At 70.4% G+C, this 13,953-nt stretch carries 14 protein-coding genes, 1 tRNA gene and 1 pseudogene; 11 read left to right on the top strand and 5 right to left on the bottom strand.

The features are described 5' to 3' along the window. Nucleotides 1–48: 48 nt before the first annotated feature. The 3 genes from QMK28_RS31600 to QMK28_RS31590 all read left to right on the top strand — a co-directional run bounded on the left by QMK28_RS31600 (nt 49) and on the right by QMK28_RS31590 (nt 3,317). Entirely contained in the window at nt 49–1,410 is a 1,362-nt protein-coding gene (locus tag QMK28_RS31600) for a nucleotide pyrophosphatase/phosphodiesterase family protein (protein ID WP_326443131.1), read from the top strand. A 262-nt stretch (nt 1,411–1,672) separates the two neighbouring features. Continuing rightward, a complete protein-coding gene (locus tag QMK28_RS31595) occupies nt 1,673–2,752 on the top strand; it encodes a sugar phosphate isomerase/epimerase family protein (protein WP_326443130.1) in 1,080 nt (359 codons plus the stop codon). Nucleotides 2,753–2,987: 235 nt separating this feature from the next. Beyond that, a complete protein-coding gene (locus QMK28_RS31590; RefSeq protein WP_326443129.1) occupies nt 2,988–3,317 on the top strand; it encodes a chorismate mutase in 330 nt (109 codons plus the stop codon). 43 nt (nt 3,318–3,360) lie between these two features. Here the strand turns inward: QMK28_RS31590 and QMK28_RS31585 are convergent, their stop codons facing one another. Further along, entirely contained in the window at nt 3,361–4,698 is a 1,338-nt protein-coding gene (locus QMK28_RS31585) for a DUF2254 domain-containing protein (protein WP_326443128.1), read from the bottom strand. 473 nt (nt 4,699–5,171) lie between these two features. Between QMK28_RS31585 and QMK28_RS31580 the strand changes: the two genes are divergently transcribed. Further along, nucleotides 5,172–5,256: transfer RNA gene (locus QMK28_RS31580), tRNA-Leu, on the top strand. 443 nt (nt 5,257–5,699) lie between these two features. On the opposite strand, the pseudogene QMK28_RS31575 reads toward QMK28_RS31580, so the two are convergent. Beyond that, nucleotides 5,700–5,948: pseudogene (locus QMK28_RS31575) on the bottom strand (hypothetical protein); the annotation flags it as partial. Here QMK28_RS31575 and QMK28_RS31570 point away from each other — a divergent pair. Both QMK28_RS31570 and QMK28_RS34450 read left to right on the top strand, forming a co-directional pair. Then, nucleotides 5,923–6,876 carry an ABC transporter permease gene (locus QMK28_RS31570; RefSeq protein ID WP_326443127.1) on the top strand — a complete coding sequence of 318 codons (954 nt, stop codon included), beginning with the start codon at nt 5,923–5,925 and terminating at the stop codon, nt 6,874–6,876. The pseudogene QMK28_RS31575 and the gene QMK28_RS31570 overlap by 26 nt on opposite strands. Then, nucleotides 6,873–7,241, top strand: a complete 369-nt coding sequence (locus QMK28_RS34450; protein WP_443050890.1) for a hypothetical protein — start codon at nt 6,873–6,875, stop codon at nt 7,239–7,241. The genes QMK28_RS31570 and QMK28_RS34450 overlap by 4 nt, the downstream gene beginning before the upstream one ends. On the opposite strand, the gene QMK28_RS31560 is transcribed toward QMK28_RS34450, so the two are convergent. The 3 genes from QMK28_RS31560 to QMK28_RS31550 all read right to left on the bottom strand — a co-directional run bounded on the left by QMK28_RS31560 (nt 7,171) and on the right by QMK28_RS31550 (nt 8,238). Further along, nucleotides 7,171–7,608 (bottom strand): dihydrofolate reductase family protein, encoded by a 438-nt coding sequence (locus QMK28_RS31560; RefSeq protein ID WP_326443126.1) that lies wholly within the window; start codon nt 7,606–7,608, stop codon nt 7,171–7,173. The two genes, QMK28_RS34450 and QMK28_RS31560, sit on opposite strands and share 71 nt — an antisense overlap. A gap of 39 nt (nt 7,609–7,647) precedes the next feature. After that, nucleotides 7,648–7,890, bottom strand: a complete 243-nt coding sequence (locus tag QMK28_RS31555) for a hypothetical protein (RefSeq protein WP_326443125.1) — start codon at nt 7,888–7,890, stop codon at nt 7,648–7,650. 147 nt (nt 7,891–8,037) lie between these two features. Further along, nucleotides 8,038–8,238 (bottom strand): hypothetical protein, encoded by a 201-nt coding sequence (locus QMK28_RS31550; protein ID WP_326443124.1) that lies wholly within the window; start codon nt 8,236–8,238, stop codon nt 8,038–8,040. A 193-nt stretch (nt 8,239–8,431) separates the two neighbouring features. On the opposite strand from QMK28_RS31550, the gene QMK28_RS31545 reads away from it, so the two are divergent. From QMK28_RS31545 to QMK28_RS31525, 5 genes are all read left to right on the top strand, one after another. Then, nucleotides 8,432–8,962, top strand: coding sequence for a hypothetical protein (locus QMK28_RS31545; protein ID WP_326443123.1), 531 nt, complete (start codon nt 8,432–8,434; stop codon nt 8,960–8,962). A gap of 80 nt (nt 8,963–9,042) precedes the next feature. Beyond that, the gene (locus QMK28_RS31540) at nt 9,043–9,900 is read left to right on the top strand and encodes a DUF4097 family beta strand repeat-containing protein (protein WP_326443122.1); all 858 of its coding nucleotides are present in this window, start codon (nt 9,043–9,045) and stop codon (nt 9,898–9,900) included. Nucleotides 9,901–9,966: 66 nt separating this feature from the next. Further along, a complete protein-coding gene (locus tag QMK28_RS31535) occupies nt 9,967–10,980 on the top strand; it encodes an ATP-binding cassette domain-containing protein (RefSeq protein ID WP_326443121.1) in 1,014 nt (337 codons plus the stop codon). Continuing rightward, nucleotides 10,977–11,759, top strand: coding sequence for an ABC transporter permease (locus QMK28_RS31530; RefSeq protein ID WP_326443120.1), 783 nt, complete (start codon nt 10,977–10,979; stop codon nt 11,757–11,759). Before QMK28_RS31535 ends, QMK28_RS31530 begins: the two co-directional genes overlap by 4 nt. A 199-nt stretch (nt 11,760–11,958) precedes the next feature. Then, entirely contained in the window at nt 11,959–13,299 is a 1,341-nt protein-coding gene (locus tag QMK28_RS31525) for an IS1380 family transposase (protein ID WP_326443119.1), read from the top strand. The last annotated feature ends 654 nt before the right edge of the window (nt 13,300–13,953 follow it).

The following is a 13,953-nucleotide window of genomic DNA, read 5'->3' as shown; positions in this document are numbered from 1 at the left end:
CCCCCCACCCCCCCGCCCCCCGCCCCCGCCCCCGCGCGCCCCCGCAAACTGCTGGTCCTGGACGTCGTCGGCCTCACCCCCCCACTCCTCGCCCACATGCCGCAGTTGCGCGCACTGGCCGACTCCGGCTCGTACACCCCGCTCAGCACCGTGCTGCCCGCCGTCACCTGCGCGGCCCAAGCCACCTTCCTCACCGGCGCCCCGCCGGCCGAGCACGGCATCGTCGGCAACGGCTGGTACTTCCGGGACCTCGGCGAAGTCCTGCTCTGGCGTCAGCACAACGGCCTCGTCGCCGGCGACAAGCTCTGGGACGCGGCGCGCCGCGCGCACCCCGGCTACACCGTGGCCAACATCTGCTGGTGGTACGCGATGGGCGCGGACACCGACTACACCGTCACGCCCCGGCCCGTCTACTACGCCGACGGCCGCAAGGAGCCCGACTGCTACACCCGGCCCGTCGAACTGCACGACGAGCTGACCGACCTGCTCGGCACCTTCCCGCTCTTCCACTTCTGGGGACCGGGCGCCGACCTCGTCTCCACCCAGTGGATCATCGACGCGACCCGGCACATCCTGCGCACCCGGCAGCCGGACCTGGCCCTCTGCTACGCCCCGCACCTCGACTACGACCTCCAGCGCTACGGGCCCGACGACGCTCGCGCGTACGCCGCAGCCGCCGAACTCGACACCGCGCTGGCCCCGTTGCTCGACGACGCCCGCGCCGGGGGCCGGACCGTGGTGGCCCTCTCCGAGTACGGCATCACCCGCGCGGACCGCCCCGTGCACATCAACCGGGCGCTGCGCGACGCCGGGTTGCTGGAAGTTCACACCCAGGACGGCATGGAGTACCTCGACCCGACCACCTCCCGCGCCTTCGCCGTCGCAGACCACCAGATCGCGCACATCTACGTACGCCGCCCGGAGGACCTCGCGGCCACCCGCGCCGCGCTCGACGGTCTGCCCGGCATCGCCGAACTCCTGGACGACCGGGGCAAGAAGGAGCACGGCCTCGACCATCCCCGCTCCGGCGAACTGGTCGCCGTCGCCGAGCAGGGAGCCTGGTTCACGTACTACTACTGGCTGGACGACGCCCGCGCCCCGGACTTCGCGCAGCTCGTCGAGATCCACCGCAAGCCCGGCTACGACCCGGTCGAGCTGTTCATGGACCCCAAGGACCCGTACGTACGGGTGAAGGCGGCCACCGCCGTCGCCCGCAAGAAGCTCGGGATGCGCTACCGGATGGCGGTCGTACCGCTCGACCCGTCACCGATCCGCGGCAGCCACGGCCGGCTCCCCGCCCACCCGGACGAGGGCCCGGTCCTCATCTGCTCCCAGCCGGACGCGCTCGACGGCCCGGTCGCCGCGACCGAGGTGAAGGCACTGCTCCTGCGCCTCGCGGGACTCCAATGACGGCCACCCCCAGCTAGCACGACGCGGCACCCGATCACGCAGACAGTGATCACGCAGCCCGCAGCCCGCAGCCCGCAGCCCGCAGCACTCAATCCCCGGTGATCCCGTGACGAGCCCCGTAGCGAGCTCTGCCCCAGGGGCTTGATCCGGCCCCGGCCCGACCCGCCCCAACCGGCCCCAACCGCGTCGCAACCCCCGCATCGACGACACCGCATTGACCACACCGCATCCACGCCACCGCACTCACGACAGGAGCCCCACCGTGACCCGCACCTCAGACCGTGACAATCCGGAACTCGCACGCACCCTCGCCCGCCGCAGATTCCTCGGCGTCGCGGCGGGCACCACGGCCGCAGCGCTGGTCGGCTCCGCCGCGGCCGCCCCCGCCGGCGCGGCCGAAGCGTCGCGCTCCGGCGACCACGGCGGACACGGCGGACACGGCCGCCCCGTGCTGCCGCCCAACCGGCTCGGCATCCAGCTCTACACCCTCCGTGACCAGGTCGCGAAGATCGGATTCGCCCGCGTCTTCAAGGAGTTGGAGCGCTACGGCTACGACGAGGTCGAGTTCGCCGGCTACACCCAGGGCGCGGCGGGCCCCATCACGCTGCGCCAACTCAAGCGGCTGACCCGGGACCACGGACTGCGAGGCGTCGGCAGCCACGTCGGCTACTACTCGGACGACCCGAACGCGTACACCTTCGCGCAGAACCTCACCAAGGTCCTGGACGACGCCCAGGCACTCGGCCTCCCGCACATCGGCACCGCCTCAGGGCCTTGGCGCTACGGCAGCACCGTCGACGGCTGGAAGCGCTGCGCCGAGGACTTCAACACGTACGGGGCCGCCGCGAAAGCACGCGGCATGAAGTTCTACCAGCACAACCACGCGGAGGAGTTCTCCTTCGCCACCGACCGCCCCGACGTACGGCTCTACGATGTGCTGCTCGCGGAGACCGATCCCGATCTGGTCTACCTGGAGATGGACATCTACTGGGCCTTCGTCGCCCAGTACCGCTTCAGCAAGCGCGTCGACGGAACGCCCGCGCCCTTCGAACCGATCGACTACGTCCTGGACTGCCCGGACCGCTACCCGCTCTTCCACGTCAAGGACGGCGAGCACGACGAGGCCGAGGCGGACGGCTACCGGATGGTGGACGTCGGGGACGGCGACATCGACTACCGCCGCTTCCTCACCAAGGTCGGCAACACCCGTGGCGGACGTAAGGACCACCACTGGATCGTCGAGCACGACGGGGCGGGCGACCCGGTGACCAACCCGGCCGGATCGCTCAGCACCGCCCGCCGCTCGGCCCGCCACCTGAAGTCGCTGCGTACGCATCGCTGAGTCCGCGGCCGGCCCGGCCGGGCCCGAACAGTACCCGGCCCGGCCCCACGTTCGTCGGGCCCCTGGGCGCGTACACCCCCCCTCGCGTTCGGGGACCCGACTCCGCTCCGCCCTGGCCCACCCCCTCCGACCTTGCGGAGAAGCCGTCCACAGGTTGGAGAACCATGGGGCGTACGGATCTTCGCCCGGTAGGGTGCTCGGACCGGATCCGGCCCGAGCAGATGGCGAGAAGCACATGAGCGAGGGGACCACCGACGCGACCTCGGTCGCCGACGAAGAGGCGCGCGAGCGCCTGCTCTACCTGCGCGGCAGCATCGACAATCTCGATGCCGCGCTGGTGCACCTGCTCGCGGAGCGGTTCAAGTGCACCCAGCAGGTCGGCGAGCTGAAGGCGGCCCACGATCTGCCCCCGGCCGACCCGGCTCGCGAGGCCACCCAGATCGAGCGGCTGCGCCGGCTCGCGGCGGACGCCAAGCTCGACCCGGCCTTCGCGGAGAAGTTCCTGAACTTCATCATCGGAGAGGTCGTCCAGCACCACAAAGCGATCGCGAAACGAACGGTCTGACGCCTGCCCCGCCTCGCTGCGCCAACCGGCGGCCCTGCCCGCCTCACCCGATGCCCTGCCGGTCGGCGCTGAGCGCGAACGCCCGGTCGGCGGCTTCGCGCACCGTCCGCTCCACGGCCTGGACCAGCAGCGCGTGGTGCCGCAGCATCGGAGCGCGCCGCTGCTCCGGGACGGCGTCGAGCAGGTCGTCCAGAGCCGCCGCCAGCCGCCGGGTGACCTGCGGGCTGCCGGGCGCGATGCCCCGGATCTCGGTGAACCCGAGGTCCACCAGCTCGGTCCAGCCGGGCAGCCGCTGGATGAGCCGTACCGCGCCCTGGTGATCCCGGTGCAGCAGCGTCCCCAGCGGGCAGTGCGCGGCGGCGGTCAGGATCTGGTGGATGCGGTCCAGGCACTGGACGGCGGTGGTCGGGTCGTTGACGGCGGGGGAGAGGGCCCGCAGCGCGATGTCCGCGAGTTGCCGCAGCCCGAAGCCGACGTCCTGATGGAAGGTGCGCTCGACGCCGACGCTGACGGTGAACCGCAGCGTCCGGGCGGCCGGCGCCCGGCCGCCGTGCACGGCGAGGACGGGGGTGCCCGGCACGATGAAGTCGCCGATCTGCGGGATCAGCCGCAGTACGGTCCCGTGCCGCCGGGCCACTCTGATCAGCCGCGCGACATGCACGTCCCGCAGCACTCCGGCGCGGCCGCTGTGCGCGATCTCGGCGATGTCCGGCGCGAGCGCGGCCTCCTCGGCCGCCTCCGGCCCCGCTTCGCCGCCGGCACGTACACCGCTTCGGCCCCGCCCCGCCACGCTCAGGATGCCCAGCACGCGCAGCGACTCCCGGGCGACCCGGTCCACCACATAGCTGACCCGCATCAGCCGCAGCGTCGAGTTCACGTACGCGACGAACAGCAGCAGGCTCACGCCGAGCAGCGTGAGCGCGGCGACGCCGGAGAACAGCAGGACCGTCGTCACCTTGCGCGGATCGGTCTCGTCGTCGTAGGCGACCTGTACGAGGAGCGCGAAGAGGAAGGTCGCGAGGAAGGTGGTGAAGGTGGCCTTGGTGATCCGGCTGCGGACGTAGAGCCGCACCACGCGCGGCGAGAACTGCCCGGCCGCCATCTGGAGCGCGACCAGCGAGATGCTGAAGACGACGCCGATGAAGGTGAGCATCGCGGAGCCGATCGTGGTCACGATGGCTTTCGCGTCCTCGGCGAAGGACAGCAGGTCGGAGATGCTCTCGTAGTCGCCGCTCGCCCGCAGGGCGTCGACTGCGAGCGTGTCCAGCTCGGCGCAGCCCCACGCGAGCAGCGCCGCGCCCAGCAACCCCAGCACCGGCGTGAACCAGAAGGTATCGCGCAGGTGCTCACGCAGCGGCGACAGCGCGCGGGGGCGACGCACCGTACGGCCCCGGCTTACGAGACGGCCGGTACGGGGCACCAGATCTCCAGCGAGAGGTGACGGGCGGCGTCCGACTCCGCAACGACCAGGCCGCGCCGCCCGGGGACGCGGACCTGGGCGGACCGGTTCCCTCGGAGGGCCGGGGGAGTGGGAGGGACAGGAGGAGCAGGAGAGACAGGAGGAGCAGAAGGGAGAGGAGGGGCCGCGTGGTTTGTCAGGGCACCAGAGCCTTGCGTCATCCGCATCGCACCTTTTGTGACATATGGGGGCTAATGCGAGGAGAGTATCGGCTCCGGCCCCCACCACGAGCACGCGAACCGGGACAGCCCGTACGCACTGCCCGCCGCACGCGCCAATGCAGGCGGGGAGGCCCCCGTCAACCCCGCCCACCCTCGGCAAATGCAGGTGAGAGGGGCCGCAAACCCCTGGTATCGTTCTTCTTGTCGCCGCGGGAAACTGCGGCCGACCACCTTGTCCGGGTGGCGGAATGGCAGACGCGCTAGCTTGAGGTGCTAGTGCCCTTTATCGGGCGTGGGGGTTCAAGTCCCCCTCCGGACACAATCCATGCGCACGCAAATGGTGCTGGCCGAGTTTCGGCCAGCACCATTTGCGTCTCATGGTCGTAGGCCAGGTGCGGTCCGAGCTGCCGGTAGGCCTCGGCCTTGTCGGCGGGATCGGCCTGCCGGAGCAGGGACAGCAGGCCGCCGAGGGCATCGACGAGGCGCGGATCTGGTGCCGGCTCATCCGCTGCCCACTGCTGCGCCGGCTGGTGACCTGGGCCGGCTTCGCTGCGGCGGTGGCGCGCTGGGCTTGGGCACGCCGTGTCCCGAGGGTGGGGGACAGCGATGTCCCGGGCACACCCGCTTTGAACGACGTTGCCAGAGCGCGATCATTCTTGGTTCGCATGCCGTCCCCGTCAAGGGTCCGGACGTGGCCGCTCCGGTCCGCCCGGGGAGGGGCGGACCGGAGTGTGGGTGCGCGCGGACGCGTCCCGTGGCCGGTCAGGAGGTCGGGCACTCCATCGAGGCCGGGTCCGACGCGTCGCGGATCAGCGTTTCGTGCGCCGCCTTGAGCCGCTTCACATCGGGCTTGATCTCCTTGCGGTCGTAGGTGAGCAGACCGTTCAACTCACCCTCGACGTCACTGATCTGGGTGTAGACAGCACCGTTGCTCCCCTGGCAGGCGAGCTTGCGTACGACGCCGAGCTGGACCAGGTACGCGTCGGTGTACTTGGCCTTGCCGCCGTCCACCGCGCCGCAGCAGTTGCGGCTGCTCCGCGACTACGGCGTCTATCTGGGCGTGGCCGTGCTGGTCCTGGCCAACATCGTCCTCACCCCGCACTTCGTGTCCGCGGAGAACTTCCGCACCCAGGCCGTGCAGGCCGCCCCGGTCCTGATCGTGGCCCTCGGCATGGCGCTCGCCATCGGCAGCGAGGGCGTCGACCTGTCCGTGGGCTCGGTCATGGCGCTGTCCACCTCGCTCGTGTCGCTGTATCTCGGCTACGGCGTGTGGATCGCCCTGATCGTCGCCGTCCTGGGCGGCGTCCTGGTGGGGGCGGCCAACGGCTCGCTGGTCGCCTTCGTCGGAGTGCAGCCCATCGTGGCCACGCTCGCGCTGATGGTCGCCGGGCGGGGCCTGGCCCTGGTGCTCCTCCCTCAGCTCAAGGACATCCGCGGCCCGGGCATGGTCTCGCCCGGCTCCGGAGCCCTCTTCGGTGTCCCGTACCTGGTGCTGATCGAGGCCGGGCTCGCGCTCGCCGTCGCCTTCACCGTGCGACGTACGACCTTCGGCAGGCAGCTCCTGGCCATCGGCGACAGCCGTCCGGCCGCCCAGCTGGCGGGACTTCCGGTGCGGCGGGTGCTGATCCTGGTGTACGTGTGCTCGGGCGTCCTCGCCGCGATCGCCGGCGTCCTGGCGTCGGCCCGACTGCAGGCCAGCGACCCGACTTCGCTCGGCTCACTGATGGAACTCTCGGCGATCACCGCGGTGGTGGTCGGCGGTACGTCGCTCAGCGGCGGCCGGGTCCGGATCGGCGGCACCGTGGCGGGCGCGGTCCTCATTCAACTGTTGACCGCCACGCTCATCAAGCACGATCTGCCGCCGTCCTGGACGCAGATCGCCCAGGCCGTGGTGATCGTGCTCGCGGTGTACGCGGCGCGGGAACGGGGGAAGCGGTGAGCGCGGTACGTGCCCAGGAGACCGGTCCGGTGCCGGTCGAGGAGGAGCAGCCCGGCCCGACCAGGGCGGAGCGGCTCAGTGGCCTCGCCCAGCAGCACGGGGCGCTCGTCACGCTGATCGTCGCCGTGATCGCGGCGTCGCTGAGCTTCGACACCTTCCTGACCGGCGACAACCTGGAGAACATGGCGGTGTCCTCGGCGTTCCTCGCCGTGGTCGCGCTGGGAATGACCTTCGTCATCATCACCGGCGGGATCGACCTCGGCAGGTTCGGTGCCGCCGGGTCAGCGGGGCGGTTCACCGGCGGTGGTAGCGGAGCAGGACGACTCCGTTGCCGAAGGTACGGGTCTCGGCGTGCCGGAGGCTGACCGTCGCGGCCGGTGAGGGGAACAGGGGTTTGCCCTGGCCGAGGACGACCGGATGGACGTAGAGCCGGTACTCGTCGACCAGGTCGCGGTGCATGAACGACGCCGCGAGGTCCGCCCCGCCGAGCGCCAGGTCGCCGCCCGGCTGCGCCTTGAGCGCGAGGACCTCCTCGGTGACGACCTCCCGCACGATGGTGGTGTTCCAGTCGGTCCGCTCCAGCGTCCTGGAGTCCGCGCCGTGGAAGGTGAAGGCTTCCGCGTCCTGGGACGGGTCGAGCGACACGGCGGCGAACAGGCGCGACAGGCGGCCTCTGGTGTACTCGGCCACCCGGGGCGCCGGCCCCGGTTCGATCCCTCCGACCAGTTCCACCGGGCGGTCGTGTCCGGGGTGGAAACGGGACAGGTCGAATCATTGCTCCATGCCCTTCACCGCGGTGTGCGCCAGACGCTTGTACAGGCGGTTGTTCAGCTCGCCTGCCTGCGCGTACGTCTTTGTCTCCGCCGTGGCGGAGTGGAGCATCAGGTACTCGGACAGCACTTCGAAGTAGAGGTAGCCCAGGAAAGGGAAGTCCTGGACTGCGGCGGAGAGCTGGTCGGTGAACGCGGCGCACGGTGTCCGCTTCCCAGTGGCGTTGGCCAGGACCACGTCCATGAACGGGGCGGTGGCCCGGATCCTGCCCAGGGCGGCCCGGCGGAGCCGGGCGTCCTCGTCCCAGCCGAAGGCAGTCGACGCCCTTGGCCGGTACGGGGGCGTCCGGGGCGATCTCGAAGACCAGGGTCCGGCTGTGCGGTTCGGTCTTCAGCAGGTACACGCCCAGGCTGTGCGGACGCAGGCCGGCTCGCTCCGGGTGAGCGGCGCGCAGTAGAGCGCGGCGAGCAGGCAGCCGGAGCTTCCGTACAGCTGGCCGCTGGCGCGGATGGCGTCCAGCGCGGTCGTGGTGTGCATCAGCCGGGAGGGGTCCGGCCACCAGCGGGTGAGCGGCAGGCGGTAGCGGTCCATGACATCCGCGGCCTAGTGGCATCACGTGGTGCCACTAGCCGCGCCAGAGAGGCCGGGGCTCCACGTGGCACCGCATTGACGCAACTCGATGTCGGCACGTTTCCGCAGGTCAGAGCCGTCAGATTGGCTCCAGATCACAACTGCTCCCCTTATAGGCTTGCGCATGGCACCACAATGGTGCCACTATGACGCCATGGACCTCACGCCGTATGTCGACAACCTCCGCCGCGAACTCGCGGTGGCCGCCGGAGCCGGCGGCGAAGAAGCCCGCGAGCTGGCCGAGCGGCTCACCGCTCCCCTGGAGTCGGCGACCCGCCTGACGATGCTCAATGTGCTCTCCGCCGCGATGGGCGAGGTCACCCGTGAACTCGCCCCGGGCTCGGTCGACGTGCGGCTGCGTGGGATTGACCCCGACTTCGTGGTGACGCGGCCGGCGGGCGACGAGGCGTACGAGGACAGGAGCGGGCCCGCCGAGCCGCTCAAGGCGCCGGCCCCGGCGCCCGCCGACGGCGACGACGGCGGCACCGCCCGCGTCAATCTGCGCCTGCCCGCCCACCTCAAGGCGCGCGCCGAGGAGGCCGCGAGCCGCGAGGGCCTGTCGGTCAACGCGTGGCTGGTGCGGGCCGTGTCGGCCGCGGTCGACGGCGGCACCCAGTCACGTACGACGGAGAAGACCCGCACCACCCGAACCGTCGGACAGAGCTTCACGGGCTGGGTGCGCTAGCCGCGCCCGCCCACCCCACTTCACCCACACCACGTCCCACCAGCAGGGACGTCGCGAAGACCCAAGAGGACGGGACAGCCATGCCTTCTTTCGACGCTCCTTTCGACACTCCCGAACCGATCTCGGCCACCGCCCACGTGGACGCTGGATCCATCCGGTTCATCGCCGCTGACCGGCTCGACACCCTCGTCGAGGTGCAGCCCCGCGACCCGAAGAAGGACCAGGATGTACGGGCAGCCGAGCAGACCGAAGTGCGGTACGCGAGCGGCCTGTTGACCATCAGGACGCCCAAGCAGCGGTATCTCATCGGGCGCACCGGCACCGTCGACGTGACGGTCGAACTGCCCACGGGCTCGCAGGTGGAGATGACCGGCGCCTGGGCCCAGCTGCACGGCGAGGGCCGGCTCGGCGAGGTCCGTGTGAAGACCTCGTCGGGCGACGTCCGCCTCGACACCACCGGGCCGCTGCACCTGACCGCGTCCCACGGCAGCATCACCGTGGACCGCGTCGAGGGGCCCGCCGAGATCACCACCAGCTCCGGCAGCCTGCGCGTCGGCACCGTCGACGGTCCGGCCGTCCTGAAGAACTCGCACGGCACCACGACCGTCGGCGACGCCCTGGGCGATCTGCGCGTGAGCGGCGCCAACGGCGACATCCTCATCGAGCACGCCGAGGGCTCGGTCGCTGCCACCACCGCCCACGGCACCCTGCGCCTCGGCGAAGTCGCCTGCGGCACCGTCCAGTTGGAGACCTCCTACGGCGCCATCGAGATCGGCATCCGCGAGGGCACGGCCGCCTGGATCGACGCCAGCTCGGGCTTCGGCCAGGTGCACAACGCGCTGGACGCCTCCGAGAGCCCGGACAAGTCCGAGGACACCGTCGAGGTCAGGGCCCGTACCCGCTACGGCACCATCGACATCCGCCGCGCCCGCGCCTGACCCGCCCAATCTCCTTACGAACAAGGCAACTTCACCACTCATCACGCCTTCGAATGGGAGGGCTCCATGCCTTCATCTGTCATGCCCATGATCACGCCCGGGCAGGGCGACGGCCGGCAGCCGCCCGCCGCCGTCTCCACCGCCGATCTGCGCAAGTCGTACGGCGACAAGACCGTCCTCGACGGCATCGACCTGCGCATCCCGTCCGGCACCGTGTTCGCGCTGCTCGGGCCGAACGGCGCCGGCAAGACCACCACCGTGCAGATCCTGTCCACGCTCATCGCCGCCGACGGCGGCCAGGCCCAGGTCGCGGGCCACGACGTCGCCACGTCGCCGGACGGCGTACGCGCCGCGATCGGCGTCACCGGGCAGTTCGCCGCGCTCGACGATCTGCTCACCGCCGAGGAGAACCTGCTCCTCATGGCCGACCTGCTGCGCCTCGGCAAGCGCGAAGGCCGCAAGCGGGCCAAGGAGTTGCTGGAGCGGTTCGACATCGCGGACGTCGCGCACAAGCGCGCCGCGTTCTTCTCCGGCGGTATGCGGCGCCGGCTCGACCTCGCCATGACGCTGGTCGGCGACCCGCAGGTGATCTTCCTCGACGAGCCGACGGCCGGCCTCGACCCGCGCAGCCGCCGCACCATGTGGGAGACCGTGCGTTCGCTGGTCGCCGGCGGCGTCACCGTCTTCCTCACCACGCAATACCTTGAGGAGGCCGACCAGTTGGCGGACCGGATCGCGGTGCTCGACGGCGGCCGGATCGTCGCCGAGGGCACCGCCGACGAGCTCAAGGCGCAGATCCCCGGCAGCCACGTACGGCTGCGGTTCACCGACCCCGACGAGTACGAGCGCGCGGCCACCGCCTTCCCCGGCGCGGCCCGCGACGACGAGGAGCTCGCCCTGCGCATCGCGGGCGACGGCGGGCTCGACGCGCTGCGCGCCCTGCTCGACCGGCTCGACGCCACCGGCGTGCGCGCCGCCGACTTCTCCGTGCACACCCCCGACCTGGACGACGTGTTCCTCGCCCTGACCGGCGACGGCAGCACCGACACCGCGCTCCACGTGAAGGAGACCCTGCGATGAGCACCCTCACCTACGCCGCGCACGACTCGATGACGATGCTGCGGCGGAATCTGAAGCACGCGATCCGCTATCCGGCGGTCGGGTTCGGTACGGCCGCCACGCCCATCCTGATGCTGCTGCTGTTCGTGTACGCCTTCGGCGACTCGATCGGCGCCGGCATGGGCGGCGGCCGGGACGCGTATCTGAACTATCTGACGCCCGGCATCATCATCATGGGGGTGGCCGCCGGCTCGATGTCGACCTCGATCGCGGTCTGCACCGACATGACCGAGGGCATCATCAACCGGTTCCGCACCATGAACATCACGCGCTCGTCGTTCATGACGGGGCATGTCATCGGCAGCGTCATCCAGACGATGCTCAGCGTCGTCCTGGTCGTCGGCGTGGCGCTCGCGGTCGGCTTCCGGCCGGACGCGAGCCCGGTGGAGTGGCTGGCGGCGGCCGGGCTGCTCGCGGCCATCGCGTTCGCGGTGACCTGGCTGTCCGCGGCGCTCGGCCTGATCTCCAAGACGGTCGAGTCCGCGAGCAACAAGCCGTTGCTCGTCCAGTTCCTGCCGTTCCTGGGCTCGGCGTTCGTGCCGGCCGAGTCGATGTCCCCCGGACTGCGCTGGTTCGCCGAGTACCAGCCGTTCACGCCGATGACCGAGACACTGCGCGGCCTGCTGACCGGCACCGCGATCGGCAACGACGGCTGGATCTCGCTGGCCTGGTGCGCCGGTATCGCCCTGGTCGGCTACGTCTGGTCGCGCTCGCTCTTCAACAGCAGCACCACGCGCTGAGCACCGGAACACACAAGGGCGGGGTGCTCACTCACCGGCAGGGAGTGAGCACCCCGCCCTTGCATGTCCGCACTTAGCCTTGATCCACCGAGTCGGTGCCTGTGGGTAACTTTTGGGAAAAAGAGGAAGTGCCTTGTGACCTGCGATGATGGGAGTTCTTGAGGCTTCCAGTACGCACGATCGGCAAGGCACTTCCGAGATGCAAGTTTCCCATACTCCGGCAGCGGTCTCCGCTGCGTTCGATGACCCGAATCTGATCGCGCACGCCGGGCTCATTCCGGTCATGCGACTGGCCGAGCGGTGCGGTCTGCCGCGCTTGGTCGCCGAGAAGGTGAAGCTGACCGGCGCGAAGAACAGCGCGGGCGCGTCGGCTCATGCAAAGGTCACCAGCATCGTGGGGGGCATGGTCGCGGGTGCGGACAGTATCGATGACCTGGCAGTCCTGCGGCACGGTGCGATGCCTGCCGTGTTCGACCAGATTCGCGCCCCGTCCACCCTGGGCACGTTCCTGCGCTCGTTCACCCACGGCCATGCTCTGCAACTCCACGCCGTGCACCGGAAGTTTTTGGCCGAGCTGGCCGCGCATACCCCGTTGCTGCCGGGGGCCGGTCAGATGGCGTTCATCGATGTCGACTCCACCCATAAACGGGTCTACGGCCGGGCCAAGCAGGGTGCCGAGTACGGCCGGTTCAAGGGCATCCGCGCCCTGCGCCCGCTGCTGGCCACGATCTGCACCCCCAATTCACGGCCGGTGATCGCCGCAGTACGGATGCGCCGGGGCAAGGCAGCCGACTCCCGCGGCGCCCCGAAATTCGTCAGCGAGACCCTGGCCACCGCCGTCGAGGCCGGCTGCACCGGCACCCGCGTCCTGCGCGCGGACTCCCAGTTCTACAACGCCGGCGTGATCGCCGCCTGCCGCCGGAACAGGGCCCACTTCTCCATCACCACCGGCATGAACCCTTCCATCAAACGCGCCGTCCACGCCATCCCGGACGATGCCTGGCAGCAGATCAGTTACCCCACCGCCGTGCCCGACCCCGAAACCGGCGAACTCATCTCCGGCGCCGAAGTCGCCGAGATACCCCACTACACCGCGTTCGCGAGCCGCAGGAAGAGCGAGCGGGTCACAGCCCGGCTGATCGTGCGCCGCGTCCGCGACCTGGCCAAACCCGCCACCGTCGGTGAGCAGGGCGAACTCTTCCCCGTCTGGCGCTACCACCCCTTCTTCACCGACAACCCCGCCCCGACCCTCCAGGCCGAGCGGGAACACCGCCACCACGCGGTTGCCGAGCAGGTCATCGCCGACAGCAAAGCCGGAGCCTTCGCACACCTGCCGTCCGGGCACTTCCACGCCAACGCCGCCTGGCTCACCCTGTGGGCGATGGCCTACAACCTGCTGCGGGCCACCGGCGCACTGACTTCCGTCTTTCACACCAAGGCCACCACCGCGACTCTCCGCGCCCACCTGGTCCACGTCCCCGCCCGGATCGCACGCTCAGCCCGCCGCATCACCCTGCACCTACCGCACAACTGGCCCTGACAGCAGGCATGGACGCACCTGTTCGACACGGTCCACGACCCACCCGAACCCGTCTGACAGCCCCTGCCCACCTCGCCCGCCAGGGCCCGACCGGAACCAAACCGTGGAAAAGCTGGGCAGACCAGCGACTACAACCTGCCCATGCCCCACCGCCGACCCGAAACCGGTCAAGAGATCACTCCCAGAACCACCTCGATGGATCGAGGCTAAGCCATCGTGTTTCTCCTCGGTGCTGGTGCGACCCATTTGGTCGCGTTCACTGCGGGGACGGAGCCAGCCACGGGTTCTCGACATCGTTGCGGATCTCTTGCCGGAGGGAGGCGGGGGTGCCGTAATCCGTCGGGGCCATTCGTCGCTCCTCGCCACACCACCTGGTATTCGTCCCCCACGGTGTGCGGGGAAGGGGGGCGGGCGCAGTCGGTGGTGGGCCGAACGGTGGACGGGGCGGACAGTCGGGCTAACCGCCTCGCGATATTCGTACGCACGTTCGAAATGGGGTTATGGTGGAGGCGGGGATGACGAGAAGCGTCGGTCAGGGGGTGTGCGAGCGGTAGGAGGTGCGGATGTCAGGGTTCACGCATCTGCATGCCGTCTCCGGGTTCTCCATGCGGTACGGGGCCGCGCACCCGGACCGGCTCGTCGCCCGCGCCGCCG

Source organism: Streptomyces sp. H27-D2 (assembly GCF_035828615.1).
In the GTDB taxonomy this organism is placed as follows: Bacteria; Actinomycetota; Actinomycetes; order Streptomycetales; family Streptomycetaceae; genus Streptomyces.
Note: the sequence above shows the minus strand (reverse complement) of the source record. Positions and strands in the feature narration are given on the sequence as shown.

What these genes read in the sequence shown, in the direction of transcription:
- QMK28_RS31590 (WP_326443129.1), top strand. Translation starts at nt 2,988, where the DNA reads ATGAGCGAGGGGACCACCGACGCGACCTCGGTCGCCGACGAAGAGGCG.
- QMK28_RS31555 (WP_326443125.1), bottom strand. Translation starts at nt 7,890, where the DNA reads ATGGACGTGGTCCTGGCCAACGCCACTGGGAAGCGGACACCGTGCGCC.
- QMK28_RS31550 (WP_326443124.1), bottom strand. Translation starts at nt 8,238, where the DNA reads ATGGACCGCTACCGCCTGCCGCTCACCCGCTGGTGGCCGGACCCCTCC.
- QMK28_RS31545 (WP_326443123.1), top strand. Translation starts at nt 8,432, where the DNA reads ATGGACCTCACGCCGTATGTCGACAACCTCCGCCGCGAACTCGCGGTG.
- QMK28_RS31540 (WP_326443122.1), top strand. Translation starts at nt 9,043, where the DNA reads ATGCCTTCTTTCGACGCTCCTTTCGACACTCCCGAACCGATCTCGGCC.
- QMK28_RS31535 (WP_326443121.1), top strand. Translation starts at nt 9,967, where the DNA reads ATGCCTTCATCTGTCATGCCCATGATCACGCCCGGGCAGGGCGACGGC.
- QMK28_RS31530 (WP_326443120.1), top strand. Translation starts at nt 10,977, where the DNA reads ATGAGCACCCTCACCTACGCCGCGCACGACTCGATGACGATGCTGCGG.
- QMK28_RS31525 (WP_326443119.1), top strand. Translation starts at nt 11,959, where the DNA reads ATGCAAGTTTCCCATACTCCGGCAGCGGTCTCCGCTGCGTTCGATGAC.